The sequence below is a fragment of the Streptomyces sp. NBC_00247 genome, assembly GCF_036188265.1.
Lineage (GTDB): Bacteria > Actinomycetota > Actinomycetes > Streptomycetales > Streptomycetaceae > Streptomyces.
Genome location: NZ_CP108093.1, coordinates 5525151 through 5542491, shown reverse-complemented (window position 1 = coordinate 5542491; position 17341 = coordinate 5525151). Strand labels below are relative to the sequence as shown.

The window sequence follows — 17341 nt, the reverse complement described above, 5'->3', positions numbered from 1 at the left end:
GCCGTCGGTGGGTGGTCACGGACCGCGGGCCCTCGGTGCGCGGCCCGGAGAAGACCCGGGCGGTACCTCGTACGGCGCCTCGCACGACACCTCACGCAGGCCGATCATCACACGAACCGATCGCGCCCCGTACCGTGGTGGACGAGCGGCGCGAGCCGTCTGCCGGGGGGTGGGGACGTGGCGGAGAGCAGTCCCGTGGCGCGCGGTTTCCCGCATCTGGGTACCGTGCGGGCCGCGATCACCGCGCTGTACCGGCGGCTCGGTGGTGCGGGGGTGCGCGCGTACGCGCCGAGTCTGCCGGCGTCGGAGGTCGTGTTCACGGACGCCGAGGAGCTGTACGCGGGCGCGCAGCGGATCGCCCGGGCGGCGGTGCTGCACCTGCGGCTGCCGGATGCCCGTGTCGTCGTCGGTTTCCGCCGGTCGGAGCACGCGGCCACCGTCGAACTCACCTCCGGGCCCGAGTACTTCGTCGAACTGAACGACCGCTTCCGGTCCCACCGGCGCGACGTGGGCGCAGCGTTGGCGCACGAGGTCACCCATGTGCTGCTGCACCGGCTGGGGCTGGGGTTCGCCGGCGAGCGGGAGAACGAGATCCTCACCGACACGGTGGCCGTCTACCTCGGCGCGGGCTGGCTGTTGCTGGACGCGTTCCGTGAGGACGCGCTGACCCGCCAGAAGCTGGGCTATCTGACTCCGGAGGAGTTCGGGTACGTCCTGGCGAAGAGGTCGCTGGCGTTCGGCGAGGACCCCTCGCCCTGGTTCACCAGCCCGCGGGCGTACCAGGCGTACACCGAGGGCCGGTCCAGGGCGCTGCGGGACCTGCGGGTCCCGCCGCTTCGTGCGGCGGGCGCGATGGCCCGGATGCGGTACGCCCGGGACCGGCACCGGGGGGCGGCGGCGCCCGGGGCCCCGTACACCTTCGAGGGCGGGGGACCGGGTACGCGGGTGCTGTTCGACTGCCCGGTGTGCCATCAGCGGCTGCGGGTGCCGGTACGCGGTCCGGTCCGGGCGCGCTGCGGGGTGTGCGGGACGGCGTGGGAGTGCGACACCTGAACCACCGGGCCCACGTCTCCCCCGGCCGGACGACCGGAGCCGTGGCCGGGTGGCCGGGGCCGGTCAGACGATCGGGGCGGGCGGGGTCCAGCGCCGGTTGCGGGGGACGGCGGTGGAGAGTCCGTAGTCCTTCTTCAGGTGTTCGGGGATCGCGTAGTGCATCACCCTGCCCCGGGTGAGCGAGGAGAGCTCGAACAGGGTGGTGAAGTGGCCGAGGCGGTCCAGGGCCCACGCGCCGAGCGGCGAGCGGTCCTCGATCGTCTCCAGTACGTTCATCAGCGCGGGAGCGGCCTTGACGAGGGTGTCCCACGGGGTGCGGGCCACGCCGAGCCAGTCGGCGCAGGTGTCACCGATCAGGTGGCGGATCAGCGCGGAGACGACCGGGTCCAGCAGGGTACCGGGGACGACCTCCTCGTACAGGTCGGTCAACTGCCGGGTGAGGGCGACCCCTTCGTCGCTGGGGCCCATGTGCCGGGTCATGTAGAGGTCGGAGAAGGCGCGGGCCTGGTCCAGGTCCTTCGGGGCGTGGTCCTGGTCGACGCCGAGCATCGCGCCGACGACGCGCCAGGCGTAGTGGTAGGCCTCCGCGCCTTCGGCGCTCATGTGGATGCCGAGCCGGTGCAGGGCGTCCAGGACCTGGATCGAGAACATCATCTGTCCGCCGATCATGTCCTCCTGGCAGATCGGGGTACCGAGGGCCGCCGTGTCCCAGCGCCCCTCGCGCCGCAGGTGGTAGCGGATGGAGGCGTGCAGGAGGCGGACCTTCTGGGCGGCGGGGAGGAAGCGTCCACCGGCCTCGAACGCGTCGGGCCGCATGAGGTAGACGGTGAACTGTCCCGTCTCCGCCATCCGCTTGGAGGGGTAGTTGAGCGAGTGCGTCGCCGACAGGAGCTTCGCGATGTGCGGGACGACGTAACAGGCGGGCATGGCGGCGAACGACAGGGCGGTGGAGATGTGCACGTTGTTGTCGATGAAGAACAGCCGCGCCCGCTCCATCTCCTCCCAGTCGACCCAGGAGGGCGGACTGCCGGTCTCGTGCAGGTACTCGCGGGCGACGTCCGGCAGCCCGTCCGGGAGCGGCTGCCCGGCCACCGAGACGTACCGCATCAGGGTGTTGAACTTCCCTGTCTCGCCACGCTCGAAGAGGGTCGCCACCGTGGCGTCGGCGAGTTCGTCGCCGCTCTGGCGCAGCGCGTTCATGGACTGCTCGGTCGGGTACACGGGGGCGGCTCCTCTGGACCCTCCGCGCGGGTGCGGAGTACGGGGCTGAGTACGGCAGCGGGCGTCAGGCGGGGCGGGTGGTGACCGCGGTGGCCAGGTGGCTGAGGGCGGCGTGCGCGGGTGCGGGGAGTCCGGCTCCGGCGAGCGCCCGGGTGGCGAGGGAGACCCGGTCGCCGATCATGCGCTCGACGCGGGCGCGCGCCCCGGTGGACTCCACGACGGCGCGCACCAGGTCCAGTTGGCCGGCGGTGAGCTTGCTCCGCCCGAGGAGGCGGGTGAGTGCGCGGCGCTCGGCGGGGGTGGCCCGGGCGAGGGCGTGGGCGATCAGCGCGGTGGGCCGGGCTCCGGTGATGTCGTCGGTGTTGGCCTTGCCGGTGTGCTCCGGTTCGCCGAACAGGCCGAGGAGGTCGTCGCGGAGCTGGAACGCCTCGCCGAGCGGCAGCCCGTAGCCGGTGAAGACGTCGCGCAGGGCGGTGTCGCCGCCGGCGAGCGCGACGCCGATGTGCAGGGGGTGTTCCACGGTGTACTTGGCGGTCTTGTACCGGATCACCTTCAGCGACCGCGCCACGTCGGGCGGCCCGGCGGTGCGCAGGATCTCCAGGGCCTCGCCGGCGACGAGTTCGCGCGCCAGTACTCCCCAGAGGGGGCGGCCCCGGGCCAGGTAGGCGCCGGGCAGGCCGCAGCCGGTGAAGAGCTGGCCGGCCCAGGACATCAGCAGGTCGCCCGCGAGCATCGCGAGCGAGGCGGCACGGGGGTTGACCCGGGTGCCCCCGGCGACGGAGGCGCGCAGGGCGACGTGGGCGGTCGGCAGGCCGTGCCGGAGGTGGCTGTCGTCGATGATGTCGTCGTGGACGACGGCCGCCGCGTGGACGAGTTCCATGCTGGCCGCCGCGCGGACCATGGCCTCGCTGTCCGGCTGCCGCGCCGCCCGCCAGCCCCAGTAGCAGAAGGCCGACCGCAGCCGCTTGCCGTGCGCGGTGGCGTTCGCCAGCACGGCCGCGAGCGGGGCGAGGTCCTCGTCGACGGCGAGCAGCGCCTCGGTCTCCGCGTCGGTGAACCGCCGCAGTTCGTGGTCGACCCGGGCCCGCAGCGCGGCGAGCTCCGAGGGCTCGGGGGCCGGGTGCGCGCGAGGGCCCGGCGCGGGGCGGGTGGCACGGCCGGGTGCGGGGCGGGAGGGCTGCGCGGGCACTCCGTGCACCGGTACCCCCGGCGCGAGGCGTACGGTCTCAGGCACCGGGCCCGCCCGCGCCCCGGCCACGGGCGTGGCGCGCCAGGATCTCCAGGTGAGCGGGGCCGGTGCCCACCCGGTCGAGCGCCAGTCGGCCGCGTGCCCGCAGGTCCTGCTCCCCCTGCTGGGCGAGGTCTCCCAGGTCCGAGCGGCCGAGCAGCCCGCGCGCGGCCGTCCAGGCGGCTGTGCAGGTGGTCAGGGCCAGGTCGGCCAGACCGGCGGCGAGCAGGAGTGGCCCGTCCCCGCCGTCTCCCCGGGTCTCCGATGTCATGTGCGCCCGCCCTCCGCGTACGGCGCGCCGCCGCTCCGGCGCCGCTTCGGGGGGCAGGCTGCCCCGGCGGAAGGGCGGGGAAGCGCGGGCCACCCCATGTGGTGATCACTCGTTCGCCCGTACTACTCCCCCGCTCGGCCCCGGCCCGGCGCGACGGCACGGGACAGCACGACGCCCGGTCCGGAGAACCGGACCGGGCGTCGCCCTTCGTTCGGACCCGCGTCCGCCGTGGTGCTTCGACAGCACCGGGGACGCGGCAGCCTACGCGGCGCGGCGGGGCCGGGGCGCGCCCCCGCCGTTGCCGCCGTTGCCGCGGCCCGCGCCCGCGGGACGGCCGGAGCCGGTGCCCGTACGGCCGGAGCCGGTGCGGCCGGCGCTCGCGCCCGTACGCCCGGAGCCCGCGCCGCGGGCCTCGCCGCGCTGCGCCCCGGCGGAGGCTCCGCCGCGACCGCCGGTGGTGCCGGTGCCGCGTGCGCCGCCGCCGTTTCCGGTGCCGCGTGCGCCGCCGGTGGTGCCGGTGGTGCCGGTGGTGCCGGCGGCACCCGTACCGCCCGCGCCGCCTCGGCGGCCCCGGCCCCGGCTGCCGGAGCGGGTGGTGGTGCCGGTGCCGGCCGGGGCGCCGGAGCGGGTGCGCTGCTTCGGCGGGGTCGGCTGGGGCACCTCGATGACGACCGCGATGCCGGAGGGCTCGCGGGCGCCGGTGATCCGGCTGAGCTCCGGGTCGCTGGAGGTGATGCGGGTGGTGTGCGGGGCGATGCCCGCGTCCTGCATGAGGCGGGTCATGTCCCGCTTCTCCTCGGGCAGCACCAGCGTGACGACGCTGCCGGACTCGCCGGCGCGCGCGGTACGGCCGCCCCGGTGGAGGTAGTCCTTGTGGTCGGTGGGCGGGTCCACGTTGACGACGAGGTCGAGGTCGTCGACGTGGATGCCGCGCGCCGCCACGTTGGTCGCGACGAGCGCGGTGACCTGGCCGTCCTTGAACTGGTCCAGGGTGCGGTTGCGCTGCGGCTGGGACCGGCCGCCGTGCAGGGCGGCGGCGCGGACACCGGCGGCGAGCAGGCGCTTGGCGAAGCGGTCGGCGGCACGCTTGGTGTCGACGAACATGATCACGCGGCCCTCGCGGGCGGCGATCTTCGTGGCGACGGCCTTCTTGTCGGTGTCGTCCAGCACGTGCAGCACGTGGTGCTCCATCGTGGTGACGGCGCCGGCCGACGGGTCGACGGAGTGCACGACCGGGTCGGTCAGGAACATCTTGACCAGCCGGTCGATGTTCTTGTCCAGGGTCGCGGAGAACAGCATCCGCTGGCCGTCCGCCTCGACCTGCTTGAGCAGGGCGGTGACCTGCGGCATGAAGCCCATGTCGGCCATCTGGTCGGCCTCGTCGAGGACCGTGATGGAGACCTCGTCCAGGCGGCAGTCGCCGCGCTCGATGAGGTCCTTGAGCCGGCCCGGAGTGGCGACGAGCACCTCGGCGCCGCGCCGGAGCGTGGCCGCCTGCTTGGTGAGGGACATCCCGCCGACCACGGTCGCCAGGCGCAGGTTCACGGAGGTGGCGTACGGCGTGAGCGCGTCGGTCACCTGCTGGGCGAGCTCGCGGGTCGGGACCAGGACGAGGGCCAGCGGGGCGCGGGGCTCGCTGCGGCGTCCGGCGGTACGGGCCAGCAGCGCGAGGCCGAAGGCCAGCGTCTTGCCGGAGCCGGTACGGCCGCGGCCGAGGATGTCCCGGCCGGCGAGCGAGTTCGGCAGGGTGGCGCCCTGGATCGGGAAGGGGTCGGTGACACCCTGCGCGGCCAGCGTCTTCAGCAGGGCCGCGGGCATGTCCAGCTCGGCGAACGCCTCCACGGCGGGCAGAGCGGGGGTGAGGGTCTCCGGCAGGGCGAACTCGCCGCCCTGCGGAGCGGCGGGGCGGCGGCGCGCGGGAGCCTTGCCGGCTCCCCGGCGGGCGGGGGCGGCTTGGGACTGGGCGCGGCCCCGTCCACTCGGCTGGCGGTTGCCGGCCGGGCGGTCCTGGCGTTCGAAGCGGGTCATACGGAATTTCCCTCCTGGGGGATTCCTGGGTCGCTGCGACATGCTCTACGGACCGCTTTCATGTGCGCCCCAGGATGCGGCACATGGCGGGTGCTCCGGCGACAGGACGTCCCGGAGACAGCACAAACCGGGGCCCGCACCGTGAAGGTGCGAGCCCCGGCTGCGAGGTACGCGTCCGGCCGAATTAGGCGGGGACGATGTTCTCCGCCTGCGGGCCCTTCTGGCCCTGCGTGACGTCGAAGGAGACCTTCTGGCCCTCCTGGAGCTCACGGAAGCCCGAGGTGGCGATGTTGGAGTAGTGGGCGAAGACGTCGGCGCCGCCGCCGTCCTGCTCGATGAAGCCGAAGCCCTTTTCCGAGTTGAACCACTTCACGGTTCCAGTAGCCATGTCATTCTCCTAAAAGAGGTGCAGTGCCGAGAATCCGCACTTTACGAATTCCAAGTCGCCGCATTGAGCCCCATCCGGAGAAAGCCGGAAAACAATAATGCGCCTGAGGAAGCATTCCCGTCAGGCGCACATAAAGTTCATGGGTACCAAAACTGCAACTGGAACACCGTAGCACGTCCTCCCGGCGAGTGGTGGATCTTGGGGCGCCGAATCGCGGAAACTTGTCCGCCGGCCGCCCTCACGCCTGCGGCCTGGGGTGTTGTGACCCCAGGGCGTGTGCCGGAAGCGGGAAGAGCCGTGTGACGACGGCCACGGGGAGCGTGCCCTCGGGCCGCGCGGCGGGGTCGCGGTCGCGCTCCCGGTATCCGGCCAGCAGACGGGTGACGAAGGCGGCGACCTCGGCGGCCTCCGCGGGGGTGAGGTGGACGACGGCACTGAAGGAGGGGTCGCTCCGCCAGGAGTCGGGCGCCTCGTCCCGGTGCCCGAGCCAGTGCCGGTAGCTCTCGTCCTCCAGCCCCCGGGAGAGCACGTCGAAGGGCTCCGGCACGGGTGCCCCGGAAGGTCCGGGCCTCGGCGGCGCCTCCTCCTCGGGCGCCGGTCCGTCCGCGGCGGGCCGGGCGGGCTCACCGCTCTCCCACCGCAGCCGCCACGGTCTGGCCCGGCCACGGCTGTCCGGCACCTCCTCGATCAGGCCGTGGCGGGCCAGCTGCCGCAAATGGAAGGAGCAGAGGCCGGAGCTGTGGCCGAGACGGCTCGCAGCCTCGGTCGAGGTGACCGTCCCGGCCTCGGCGAGGAGGTCCAGCAGGGCGAGGCGCAGGGGGTGGTCCGGAAGCGGCTGCCGGGCAGCGGCTTCGCGCGGGACCTCCGCACCAGAGACGTCCCCGCCGGGGACGCCCTCGGCCGGGACACCGGCGGCCGGGCGTCCGTCGCGACGGGTGCCCTCGTGCGGGAGGTGGATTTCGGGGATTTCCTCTTCGGTCACTTTGCAAAGCCTGCTACTTTGCAAAGCCTCTGGTCAAGTGAGTCCGGTCCACGGCTGGTGGCGCCCGGCGGGTACGGGGCGGCGCGCAGGGATCGGCGGGCACGAAGGGCGTTGATCTTCATGACGGACGGGTACGTGAGTCCCACCGGGCGGGGCGGGGTGTACGTGCGGGGGGTGCCCGTCGCCTCGTACCCCCGGCGGGTCCCGGAAGCCGTACGGGGCGAGGCGCGCCGGATCACCGTCGTCGGTGAGGACGTACTGCACCGCCCGTGCCGGGAGGTCACCGCCTTCGGCACGCCCGGGCTCTCCCGTCTGATCGACGACATGTTCGCCACCAACGAGGTGGCCGAGGGCGCGGGGCTGGCCGCCAATCAGGTGGGCGAGGACCTGCGGCTTTTCGTGTGGGACATCACGGACGACTGGGGCGTACGGCACGTGGGCCACATCGCCAACCCCGTGCTGGAGGAACTCCCCTCCGGGCAGCGCCGCTTGTCCGACGAGGCGGAAGGGTGCCTCTCCGTGCCGGGCCCTTACCGGGTGGTGCCCCGCCCCGACCTCGCCGTCGTACGCGGGAGGGACAAGGACGGGGCGCCGCTGGTGATCGAGGGCAGGGGGTACTTCGCCCGCTGCCTGCAGCACGAGACGGACCACCTGCACGGCCGCCTCTACCTCGACCGGCTCACCCGGAGGGAGCGGCGGTCCGCCCTGCGGGAGATGGCCGAGGCGGCGGACGGGGTGCACGCGCGCCGTGCCGCGCGCGCGGCCGGACTCGGCGCGCGAGGACCGGCCGCGACGTGAGAGCCCGGCCTCAGCCCTTCTCGGCCGGCCCCTCGTTCCCCCGGCGGACCGTGCGCAGGGCGCGGCCCGGGCGCCAGGAGCGGACGACGAGTTCCTCACCGTCCATGCCGGTGTGGACCACCTCGGTGATGTCGACCCGGAAGAGGTGGAACGGCTCCGGAGGCGTGGCCTCCTCGATGAAGCGGGCCAGCAGGGCAGGGTCGGTGACCTCGATCGCGCGGCCGGCGACTCGTACGTCGCCGTCGGCCATGTCGGAGTCCGGGCCGGGGTTCGCCTGGATCGCGAAGCGGGGGTCGCGGAACAGGTCGAGGGCCTTGCGGGAGCGGGGCATCATGCCGAGCAGCATCTCGCCGAAGCGGAAGTCTGCCTCCAGCCCGGTGACCCGGGGCGATCCGTCCCTGCGGAGGGTGGCAAGCACCTGGTGGCGGTAGAGGCGGAAGCGCTTCTCGACGGTGGCGGCGAAGGCGGGCTCCGCCGCGTGGAAGTCGGCCCAGGTGGCGGGGGTCGTGGCGGCGGGGGTGTGCGGTGTCATGCCTGCCATCGAACCGCCTCATCCCGACATCTCCTGTCAGGATTTCCGGCGGGTCGCCGCAACGGGTGCTCCCTCCGGTCACCGCGACGGGTGAGGGGGCCCGGCGTCCGGCCGCGCGCCCCCGCGACGCGTCCCCGGGGACGCCTCCCCCGGGCTCACCCCACGATGCCGCGCTCACCTCACGATGCCGCGCTCACCTCACGATGCCGCGCTCCCGGGCCGCCGCGAGCCACAGCGGGAACTCCGCCACGAGCCGGTCGTACAGCAGGTCGTCGGGCACGGTGCGCGGGTCGGGTCCGGCGTGGAAGTAGCCGGCGTTGTCGACCACGCGCTTGGCGGGGACGGCGAGTTCGTCCAGCTTGCGCAGGAAGTCGAACTGGGTGTCGCGCGTGTTCCCGAAGCCGACGAACTGCCAGAACAGCGGCAGCCGGGCCGCCTTGCACAGGTACCGTTCGGCGGCCGGTTTGCTGATCGGGCCACCGTCCGTCTGGAAGACGACGAGGGCGGGGGCGGTGGAGCCGCTGTCGAGGTAGTGGTCGATGACGGCGTCCATCGCGAGGTGGTAGCTGGTCCTGCCCATGTGACCGAGGCCCGCCACGATCTCGTCGACGCGGCCCTCGTGGTTGTCGAGCGCGATGTCGGTGACGGCGTCGACGTCGGTGGAGAAGAAGACGACGGGAACGCGTCCGTCGTCGTCGAGATGGGCCGACAGGCCGAGGACCTGGTCGGCGAGGGCCTGGACGCTGCCGTCCTTGTAGTAGTCCCTCATCGAGCCCGAGTGGTCGAGCACCAGGTAGACCGCCGCCCTGCTGCCGTCCAGCCCGTGTTTACGCAGGGAGACCCCGGCCGACTTGTAGAGGCTGACGAGGCCGGGGGCGCGCGCCGCCACCTTGTCGAGCGAGAAGGCGGGGCCCGCGACCGGCGAGGTCGAGGGTGTCGGTGATGCCGGGGGTGATCCGATCATGACTGTCTCCGTTCCGATCCGGTCCGATCTCGTTCGATCCGATCCGGTGATGCAGGCGCCTCGCAGGGCACCGCGTTCCTCCACGCCGCTCCCGCGCTCCGGGCATGTCCGGTACGCGGGTTGGCCCTCCGGTGCCGGTCCCAGGCTGCCATCCGGCACCCGGGCATATGGTCCGAATTCCGGGTTCGCTATCTTGATCGCCGCCGTCACCTCGGCACCGCGCACCACCTCGCCCAGTGAAGGAGCCGGTCATGGAGGCCGACACCCCCGCCGACACCCCCACCTGTTACCGCCATCCGTCGTTCGAGACGCATGTCCGCTGCACCCGCTGCGACCGCCGGATATGCCCGGACTGCATGCGTGAAGCCGCGGTGGGCCACCAGTGCCCGGAGTGCGTGCGGGAGGGCAACCGCTCGGTCCGCCAGGCCCGGAGCCTCTTCGGCGGCGGGGTCCCGTCCGGCACGAAGCCGCTGGTCACCTACGCGCTCATCGCGCTGAACGTCCTCGCCTACGTCGCCGAGGTCGTGAAGCCCGAGATCCTGGACCGGTTCGGGATGCTCGGGGCGGCGCTCACCGGCCCCGCCGGCTCCCAAGGCTCCCTGTACGTGTACGACGGCTGGACGCCGCCCGGTTTCGAGACGACCGGCGTGGTCGGCGGTGAGTGGTACCGGCTGCTGACCGGAGCGTTCCTGCACCTGCCGCCGGACTCGTCGATCGGCGTGATGCACCTGGTCTTCAACATGCTGGCGCTCTGGAACCTCGGCCGGGACGTGGAGACCCAGCTCGGCAAGGTCCGCTACGTCGCGCTGTACCTGCTCTCCGCGGTGGGCAGTTCGGTGCTGGTGTACGTACTGGCACCCGACACCAACGCCGTGGGCGCCTCCGGAGCGATCTTCGGCCTGGCGGCGGCGCTCTACGTCATCGGCCGGCGGCTGGGCCGCGACGTGGGCTCCCTGAACCGCTTCATGGCCGGGTTCCTGGTGTGGATGGTGCTCTCCGCCTTCTTCACCTCCTGGCAGGGCCACCTCGGCGGCCTGCTCACGGGTGGCCTGGTGATGTACGGCCTGGCGTACGCCCCGGCCAAGCTGCGCAACGGCCTCGCCCAGAGCATCGCCGCCGTGGTGCTGGTGGTGCTGCTGGTGCTCGTGGTGGTCTGGAAGACGAACGCGCTGACCGGCGGCTGAGAGCCGCGGAACACGGGAATGCCCGGCACGGAGTCGATTCCGTGCCGGGCATTCCCGTGTTCCGGCGGGCCGGCCCCGGACGCGCCACGGCGCCCACCCAAGTCCGGTCGGGGACGAGGCAGGCGCCGCGTTCAGTTCCGTACGCCGTTGTACGGGACGTCTGCTCCGGGGCCCGGCCGTGAAAGCACGGCCGGCTCCGGCGATCGGGGGTCAGACCAACAGGGAACGGTCCGTCGGGCGGATCGGGGCCGGCAGGGCGCTGGTCCCGGTCAGAAAGCGGTCCACCCCGCGTGCCGCGGAGCGGCCCTCGGCGATGGCCCACACGATGAGCGACTGGCCGCGGCCCGCGTCACCGGCGACGAAGACGCCTTCGACGTTGGTCGCGTACTCGGCGTCGCGGGCGATGTTACCGCGCTCGTCGAGGCCGAGGCCGAACTGCTCGACGAGACCGTTGGCCTGGTCGGTGCCGGTGAAGCCCATGGCGAGGGTGACGAGCTGGGCCGGGATGACGCGCTCGGTGCCGGCCTTCTGCTCCAGCTTGCCGTCCTTGAACTCCACCTCGATGAGGTGCAGCGCCTGGACGTTGCCGTCCTCGTCGCCCTCGAAGTGGGTGGTGGAGACGGAGTAGAGCCGCTCGCCGCCCTCCTCGTGCGCGGAGGTGACCTTGTAGAGCATGGGGAAGGTCGGCCAGGGCTGGTTGGCGTTCCGGTCCTCGCCGGGCCGCGGCATGATCTCCAGCTGGGTGACGGAGAGCGCGCCCTGGCGGTGGGCGGTGCCCACGCAGTCGGCTCCGGTGTCGCCGCCGCCGATGACCACGACGTGCTTGCCCTCGGCGGTGATCGGGGAGACCGTCAGGTCGCCCTCCTGCACCTTGTTGGCGAGCGGCAGGTACTCCATCGCGAAGTGGACGCCGTTCAGTTCGCGGCCCGGGACGGGCAGGTCGCGGGAGACCGTGGCACCGGCCGCGACGACGACCGCGTCGTAGCGGCGGCGGAGCGCGTCGGCCGGCATGTCGGCGCCGATCTCCACCTCGGTGCGGAACTTGGTGCCCTCCGCGCGCATCTGCTCGATGCGGCGGTTGATGTGCGACTTCTCCATCTTGAACTCGGGGATGCCATAGCGCAGCAGGCCGCCGATGCGGTCGGCGCGCTCGTAGACGACGACCGTGTGGCCGGCCCGGGTCAGCTGCTGGGCGGCGGCCAGTCCGGCGGGGCCGGAGCCGATGACGGCGACGGTCTTGCCGGAGAGGCGCTCGGGCGGCTGCGGGGTGACGTCGCCGCTGTCCCACGCCTTGTCGATGATGGAGACTTCGACGTTCTTGATGGTGACGGCCGGCTGGTTGATGCCGAGCACGCACGCCGACTCGCAGGGAGCCGGGCACAGCCGCCCGGTGAACTCCGGGAAGTTGTTCGTGGCGTGCAGGCGCTCGGACGCGGCGGTCCAGTCCTCGCGGTAGGCGTAGTCGTTCCACTCGGGGATGAGGTTTCCGAGCGGACAGCCCTGGTGGCAGAACGGGATGCCGCAGTCCATGCAGCGGCCGGCCTGCTTGCTGATGATGGGGAGCAGGGAGCCCGGAACGTAGACCTCGTTCCAGTCCTTGACGCGCTCTCCCACGGGGCGGGTCTTCGCGACCTCGCGCCCGGTGGTCAGGAAGCCCTTGGGGTCAGCCATTGGTCGCCGCCTCCATCATCTTCTCGGTGGTCTCCTGCTCGGAGAGACCGGCGAGCTCAGCGGCGTCCTTGGCGGCGAGCACTGCCTTGTAGGTGGACGGGATGATCTTGCTGAAGCGGGTCACCGACGTGGCCCACTCGGCGAGGAGCTTCTCGGCGACGGTCGAGCCGGTCTCCTCCTGGTGGCGGCGCACGACGTCGTGCAGCCACTGACCGTCGGCCTCGGAGAGTTCCTCGACCGCGCTGCGGCTTCCGGGGTTGACGTTGTCGCGGTCCAGGTCGACGACGTACGCGACACCGCCGGACATGCCGGCCGCGAAGTTGCGGCCGGTCTCGCCGAGGACGACCGCGTGGCCGCCGGTCATGTACTCGCAGCCGTGGTCGCCCACGCCTTCGGAGACGACGGTGGCCCCGGAGTTGCGGACGCAGAAGCGTTCACCGGTACGGCCCCGCAGGAACAGCTCGCCGCCGGTGGCGCCGTAGCCGATGGTGTTGCCCGCGATGGTGGAGTACTCGGCGAGGTGGTCGGCGCCGCGGTCCGGACGGACCACGACGCGGCCGCCGGAGAGGCCCTTGCCGACGTAGTCGTTGGCGTCGCCCTCCAGGCGCAGCGTGACACCGGCCGGGAGGAAGGCGCCGAAGGACTGGCCGGCCGAGCCGGTGAAGGTGATGTCGATGGTGTTCTCGGGCAGGCCCGCACCGCCGAACTTCTTCGTGACCTCGTGGCCGAGCATCGTACCGACGGTGCGGTTGATGTTGCGGATGGCGACCTGGGCGCGGACCGGCTGGGCGCCCTCCGCGCTGTCGGCGCCGAGCGCGTCGGCGGCGAGCTTGATCAGCTCGTTGTCGAGCGCCTTGGCGAGGCCGTGGTCCTGCTCGTTGATCCGGTGGCGGACCGCGCCCTCGGGGAGCTCGGGCACGTGGAACAGCGGCGCCAGGTCGAGGCCCTGGGCCTTCCAGTGGGTGATCGCCCGGTCGGTGTCGAGGAGTTCGGCGTGGCCGACGGCCTCTTCGATCGTGCGGAAGCCCAGCTCGGCGAGGATCTCGCGGACTTCCTCGGCGATGAACTGGAAGAAGTTCACGACGTACTCGGCCTTGCCGGAGAAGCGGTCGCGCAGCACGGGGTTCTGCGTGGCGATGCCGACCGGGCAGGTGTCGAGGTGGCAGACGCGCATCATGACGCAGCCGGAGACGACGAGCGGGGCGGTCGCGAAACCGAACTCCTCGGCTCCCAGCAGTGCGGCGATGACGACGTCGCGGCCGGTCTTGAGCTGGCCGTCGGTCTGCACGACGATGCGGTCGCGCAGGCCGTTGAGGAGCAGCGTCTGCTGGGTCTCGGCGAGGCCGAGCTCCCAGGGGCCGCCCGCGTGCTTGAGCGAGGTGAGCGGGGAGGCGCCCGTTCCGCCGTCGTGGCCGGAGATGAGGACGACGTCCGCGTGGGCCTTGGACACACCGGCCGCGACCGTTCCGACGCCGACTTCGGAGACCAGCTTCACGTGGATGCGGGCCGCCGGGTTGGCGTTCTTGAGGTCGTGGATCAGCTGAGCCAGGTCCTCGATGGAGTAGATGTCGTGGTGCGGGGGCGGCGAGATGAGGCCGACGCCCGGGGTGGAGTGCCGGGTCTTGGCGACCCAGGGGTAGACCTTGTGGCCGGGCAGCTGGCCGCCCTCGCCGGGCTTGGCGCCCTGCGCCATCTTGATCTGGATGTCGTCGGCGTGGACGAGGTACTCGCTGGTGACGCCGAAGCGGCCGGAGGCGACCTGCTTGATGGCCGAGCGGCGTGCCGGGTCGTGCAGACGGTCGGAGTCCTCGCCGCCCTCGCCGGTGTTGGACTTGGCGCCGAGCTGGTTCATCGCGATGGCGAGCGTCTCGTGCGCCTCGCGGGAGATCGAGCCGTACGACATGGCGCCGGTGGAGAAGCGCTGGACGATGTCGGCGACGGATTCGACCTCGTCGACGGAGATCGGGGCGCGGTCGGACTTGAAGCCGAACAGGCCGCGGAGCGTCATCAGCCGCTCGGACTGCTCGTTCACCCGGTCCGTGTACTTCTTGAAGATGTCGTACCGGCGGTTGCGGGTGGCGTGCTGGAGGCGGAAGACCGTCTCCGGGTCGAACAGGTGCGGCTCGCCTTCGCGGCGCCACTGGTACTCGCCGCCGATCTCCAGCGCGCGGTGCGAGGCCGCGATGCCGGAGGCGGGGTACGCCTTGGTGTGCCGGGCGGCGACCTCCTTGGCGACGACGTCGAGGCCGGCGCCGCCGATCTTGGTGGCGGTGCCGTTGAAGTACGTCGCGACGAAGGCCTCGTCGAGGCCGACGGCCTCGAAGACCTGGGCGCCGCGGTAGGAGGCGACGGTGGAGATGCCCATCTTCGACATGACCTTGAGGACGCCCTTGCCGAGGGCGTAGATCAGGTTGCGGATGGCCTGCTCGGCCTCGATGCCCTCGATGAACGTACCGGCGCGGACGAGGTCCTCGACGGACTCCATGGCGAGGTACGGGTTGACGGCGGCGGCGCCGTAACCGATCAGCAGGGCGACGTGGTGGACCTCGCGCACGTCACCGGCCTCGACCAGCAGGCCCACCTGGGTGCGCTGCTTGGTGCGGATGAGGTGGTGGTGGACGGCGGAGGTGAGCAGCAGCGACGGGATCGGCGCGTGCTCGGCGTCGGAGTGCCGGTCGGAGAGGACGATGAGGCGGGCGCCGTCCTCGATGGCGGTGTCGACCTCGGTACAGATCGCCTCGATGCGGGCGGCGAGGGCGTCGCCGCCGCCGCCGACGCGGTAGAGGCCGGCCAGGGTGGCGGCCTTCATGCCCGGCATGTCGCCGTCGGCGTTGATGTGTATCAGCTTGGCGAGCTCGTCGTTGTCGATCACCGGGAAGGGCAGCGTGACGCTGCGGCACGTCGCGGCGGTCGGCTCCAGGATGTTGCCCTGGGGGCCGAGCGAGGAGCGCAGCGAGGTGACGAGCTCCTCGCGGATGGCGTCCAGCGGCGGGTTGGTGACCTGGGCGAAGAGCTGGGTGAAGTAGTCGAAGAGCAGCCGGGGCCGGGCGGAGAGCGCGGCGATGGGCGAGTCGGTACCCATGGAGCCGAGCGGTTCGCCGGCGGTGCGGGCCATCGGGGCGAGGATGACGCGGAGCTCTTCCTCGGTGTAGCCGAAGGTCTGCTGGCGGCGGGTGACCGAGGCGTGGGTGTGCACGATGTGCTCGCGCTCGGGGAGGTCGCCGAGTTCGATCTCGCCGGTCTCCAGCCACTCCTCGTAGGGCTGCTCGCCCGCGAGGCCGGACTTGATCTCGTCGTCCTCGATGATGCGGTGCTCGGCGGTGTCGACGAGGAACATCTTGCCGGGCTGGAGGCGGCCCTTGCGGACGACCTTGGCGGGGTCGATGTCGAGGACGCCGACCTCGGAGGAGAGGACGACAAGGCCCTCGTCGGTGACCCAGTAGCGGCCGGGGCGCAGTCCGTTGCGGTCGAGGACCGCGCCGACCTGGGTGCCGTCGGTGAAGGTGACGCAGGCCGGTCCGTCCCAGGGCTCCATCATCGTGGAGTGGTACTGGTAGAACGCGCGGCGGGCCGGGTCCATGGAGTCGTGGTTCTCCCACGCCTCGGGGACCATCATCAGCACCGAGTGGGGCAGCGAGCGTCCGCCGAGGTGGAGCAGCTCCAGGACCTCGTCGAAGGAGGCGGAGTCGGAGGCGTCCGGGGTGCAGACGGGGAAGATGCGGTCGAGCGCGGCCTCTCCGAAGAGTCCGGAGGCGAGCTGCGACTCGCGGGCCTTCATCCAGTTGCGGTTGCCCTTGACCGTGTTGATCTCGCCGTTGTGGGCGACGAAGCGGTACGGGTGTGCCAGCGGCCAGCTGGGGAAGGTGTTGGTGGAGAAGCGGGAGTGGACGAGTGCGACGGCCGTGGCGAACCGGCGGTCGGACAGGTCGGGGAAGAACGGCTCCAGCTGCCCGGTGGTGAGCATGCCCTTGTAGACGAGGGTGCGGGCGGAGAGCGACGGGAAGTAGACACCGGCCTCCCGCTCGGCACGCTTGCGCAGGACGAAGGCCTTGCGGTCCAGGGCGATGCCGGTGCTGGTGCCGTCGGCCACGAAGAGCTGGCGGAACTCGGGCATGGTGGCGCGGGCGCCCTTGCCGAGGAGGCCGGGGGCGACCGGGACCTCTCGCCAGCCGAGGACGTCGAGGCCCTCTTCGCCGGCGATCTTCTCGATCTCCTCGACGGCGTCCGTGGAGCCGTCGGCGGGGAGGAAGGCGATGCCGACGGCGTACGCGCCGGCTGCGGGGAGGTCGAAGCCGGTCTCTTCGCGGAGGAAGGCGTCGGGGACCTGGAGGAGGATGCCGGCGCCGTCGCCGGAGTCGGGCTCGGAGCCGGTGGCGCCGCGGTGTTCGAGGTTGCGCAGTACGGTCAGCGCCTGCTCGACCAGCGCGTGGCTGGCCACACCGGTCAGGGTGGCGACGAACCCGACGCCGCAGGCGTCGTGCTCGTTACGGGGGTCGTACATCCCCTGCTGGGCGGGGCGACCGTCCATGGGCGACCAGGCGTGGATGCGCATCGGCTCTCCCGTCGTCGTCGTGGCATATGCATTGCCGAGGGACGACGTTGGCCCTCTGCGAAATTTCGTGCAGGTTACATGATGGGCCGCTTCTCGCTGAGCGGAAGGCCCGTTCCAACATGCGGACGTCGCATCGCGAGGGATGGGTCGCCGTCGGAGAGATCAACGCCCGGGGAGCCGCAGAGCGCAGGCGTCGTTGCCTGCGGTGTCTGAGGCTCATGCCCGGTGGCCATGCGATCGAAACCAGGAAGTAACGATTACTTATGTGGTGTCGTGCATAGGCTCTCATTTTACGTTGCGCGGGCCGCTTCCGCCCAGTAGCGGAAACCAGGACGTACGTCACACGCGTTTCCGGGGTGTTGCGGGTTGCTTTCCGGGTCGTCGTATGAATCGGGCCGTGCGAGTGAACCGGACGCGCACCGGTGGGGCGGCGGCCCGTTGGGCGATTCCGGGCGCCCGGAGAACCGCC

General features: G+C 72.1%; 13 protein-coding genes. 3 read left to right on the top strand and 10 right to left on the bottom strand.

The genetic code is table 11. The features are described from left to right. Window positions 1-177: 177 nt before the first annotated feature. The gene (locus OHT52_RS24150; RefSeq protein WP_328722266.1) at window positions 178-1053 is read left to right on the top strand and encodes a hypothetical protein; all 876 of its coding nucleotides are present in this window, start codon (window positions 178-180) and stop codon (window positions 1051-1053) included. Window positions 1054-1116: 63 nt separating this feature from the next. On the opposite strand, the gene OHT52_RS24145 is transcribed toward OHT52_RS24150, so the two are convergent. The 6 genes from OHT52_RS24145 to OHT52_RS24120 form a co-directional block, all read right to left on the bottom strand. After that, window positions 1117-2253 carry an oxygenase MpaB family protein gene (locus tag OHT52_RS24145; protein WP_443046812.1) on the bottom strand — a complete coding sequence of 379 codons (1137 nt, stop codon included), beginning with the start codon at window positions 2251-2253 and terminating at the stop codon, window positions 1117-1119. An 85-nt stretch (window positions 2254-2338) separates the two neighbouring features. Next, window positions 2339-3364, bottom strand: coding sequence for a polyprenyl synthetase family protein (locus OHT52_RS24140; protein ID WP_328723879.1), 1026 nt, complete (start codon window positions 3362-3364; stop codon window positions 2339-2341). A gap of 136 nt (window positions 3365-3500) precedes the next feature. Further along, window positions 3501-3773 carry a polyprenyl synthetase gene (locus OHT52_RS24135; protein WP_328722264.1) on the bottom strand — a complete coding sequence of 91 codons (273 nt, stop codon included), beginning with the start codon at window positions 3771-3773 and terminating at the stop codon, window positions 3501-3503. A 261-nt stretch (window positions 3774-4034) separates the two neighbouring features. Beyond that, window positions 4035-5801 (bottom strand): DEAD/DEAH box helicase, encoded by a 1767-nt coding sequence (locus OHT52_RS24130; RefSeq protein ID WP_328722263.1) that lies wholly within the window; start codon window positions 5799-5801, stop codon window positions 4035-4037. Window positions 5802-5985: 184 nt separating this feature from the next. After that, entirely contained in the window at window positions 5986-6189 is a 204-nt protein-coding gene (locus OHT52_RS24125) for a cold-shock protein (RefSeq protein ID WP_003969786.1), read from the bottom strand. Between the two features lie 238 nt (window positions 6190-6427). Further along, window positions 6428-7006: a helix-turn-helix domain-containing protein gene (locus tag OHT52_RS24120; protein ID WP_328723878.1), complete on the bottom strand. Its 579-nt coding sequence runs from the start codon at window positions 7004-7006 to the stop codon at window positions 6428-6430. A 330-nt stretch (window positions 7007-7336) separates the two neighbouring features. Between OHT52_RS24120 and def the strand changes: the two genes are divergently transcribed. Next, window positions 7337-7969, top strand: coding sequence for a peptide deformylase (def, locus tag OHT52_RS24115; protein ID WP_328723877.1), 633 nt, complete (start codon window positions 7337-7339; stop codon window positions 7967-7969). Between the two features lie 10 nt (window positions 7970-7979). On the opposite strand, the gene OHT52_RS24110 is transcribed toward def, so the two are convergent. Then, a complete protein-coding gene (locus OHT52_RS24110) occupies window positions 7980-8510 on the bottom strand; it encodes a pyridoxamine 5'-phosphate oxidase family protein (RefSeq protein WP_328722262.1) in 531 nt (176 codons plus the stop codon). Window positions 8511-8694: 184 nt separating this feature from the next. Next, complete coding sequence (locus tag OHT52_RS24105) at window positions 8695-9465, bottom strand: vWA domain-containing protein (protein WP_328722261.1); 771 nt, start codon at window positions 9463-9465, stop codon at window positions 8695-8697. Between the two features lie 251 nt (window positions 9466-9716). Between OHT52_RS24105 and OHT52_RS24100 the strand changes: the two genes are divergently transcribed. Further along, window positions 9717-10649, top strand: a complete 933-nt coding sequence (locus OHT52_RS24100) for a rhomboid family intramembrane serine protease (RefSeq protein WP_328722260.1) — start codon at window positions 9717-9719, stop codon at window positions 10647-10649. 210 nt (window positions 10650-10859) lie between these two features. Here OHT52_RS24100 and OHT52_RS24095 read toward each other — a convergent pair whose 3' ends face one another. Then, window positions 10860-12320, bottom strand: a complete 1461-nt coding sequence (locus OHT52_RS24095; RefSeq protein ID WP_328722259.1) for a glutamate synthase subunit beta — start codon at window positions 12318-12320, stop codon at window positions 10860-10862. After that, on the bottom strand, window positions 12313-16872 hold the full coding sequence (gene gltB / locus OHT52_RS24090; protein ID WP_328722258.1) for a glutamate synthase large subunit: 4560 nt from the start codon (window positions 16870-16872) through the stop codon (window positions 12313-12315). Before gltB ends, OHT52_RS24095 begins: the two co-directional genes overlap by 8 nt. Window positions 16873-17341: the final 469 nt, after the last annotated feature.

Coding starts and splice junctions, on each gene's coding strand:
- OHT52_RS24145 (WP_443046812.1), bottom strand. CDS start 2,253: ATGAACGCGCTGCGCCAGAGCGGCGACGAACTCGCCGACGCCACGGTG.
- OHT52_RS24135 (WP_328722264.1), bottom strand. CDS start 3,773: ATGACATCGGAGACCCGGGGAGACGGCGGGGACGGGCCACTCCTGCTC.
- OHT52_RS24130 (WP_328722263.1), bottom strand. CDS start 5,801: ATGACCCGCTTCGAACGCCAGGACCGCCCGGCCGGCAACCGCCAGCCG.
- OHT52_RS24125 (WP_003969786.1), bottom strand. CDS start 6,189: ATGGCTACTGGAACCGTGAAGTGGTTCAACTCGGAAAAGGGCTTCGGC.
- OHT52_RS24110 (WP_328722262.1), bottom strand. CDS start 8,510: ATGGCAGGCATGACACCGCACACCCCCGCCGCCACGACCCCCGCCACC.
- OHT52_RS24105 (WP_328722261.1), bottom strand. CDS start 9,465: ATGATCGGATCACCCCCGGCATCACCGACACCCTCGACCTCGCCGGTC.
- OHT52_RS24100 (WP_328722260.1), top strand. CDS start 9,717: ATGGAGGCCGACACCCCCGCCGACACCCCCACCTGTTACCGCCATCCG.
- OHT52_RS24095 (WP_328722259.1), bottom strand. CDS start 12,320: ATGGCTGACCCCAAGGGCTTCCTGACCACCGGGCGCGAGGTCGCGAAG.
- gltB (WP_328722258.1), bottom strand. CDS start 16,872: ATGCGCATCCACGCCTGGTCGCCCATGGACGGTCGCCCCGCCCAGCAG.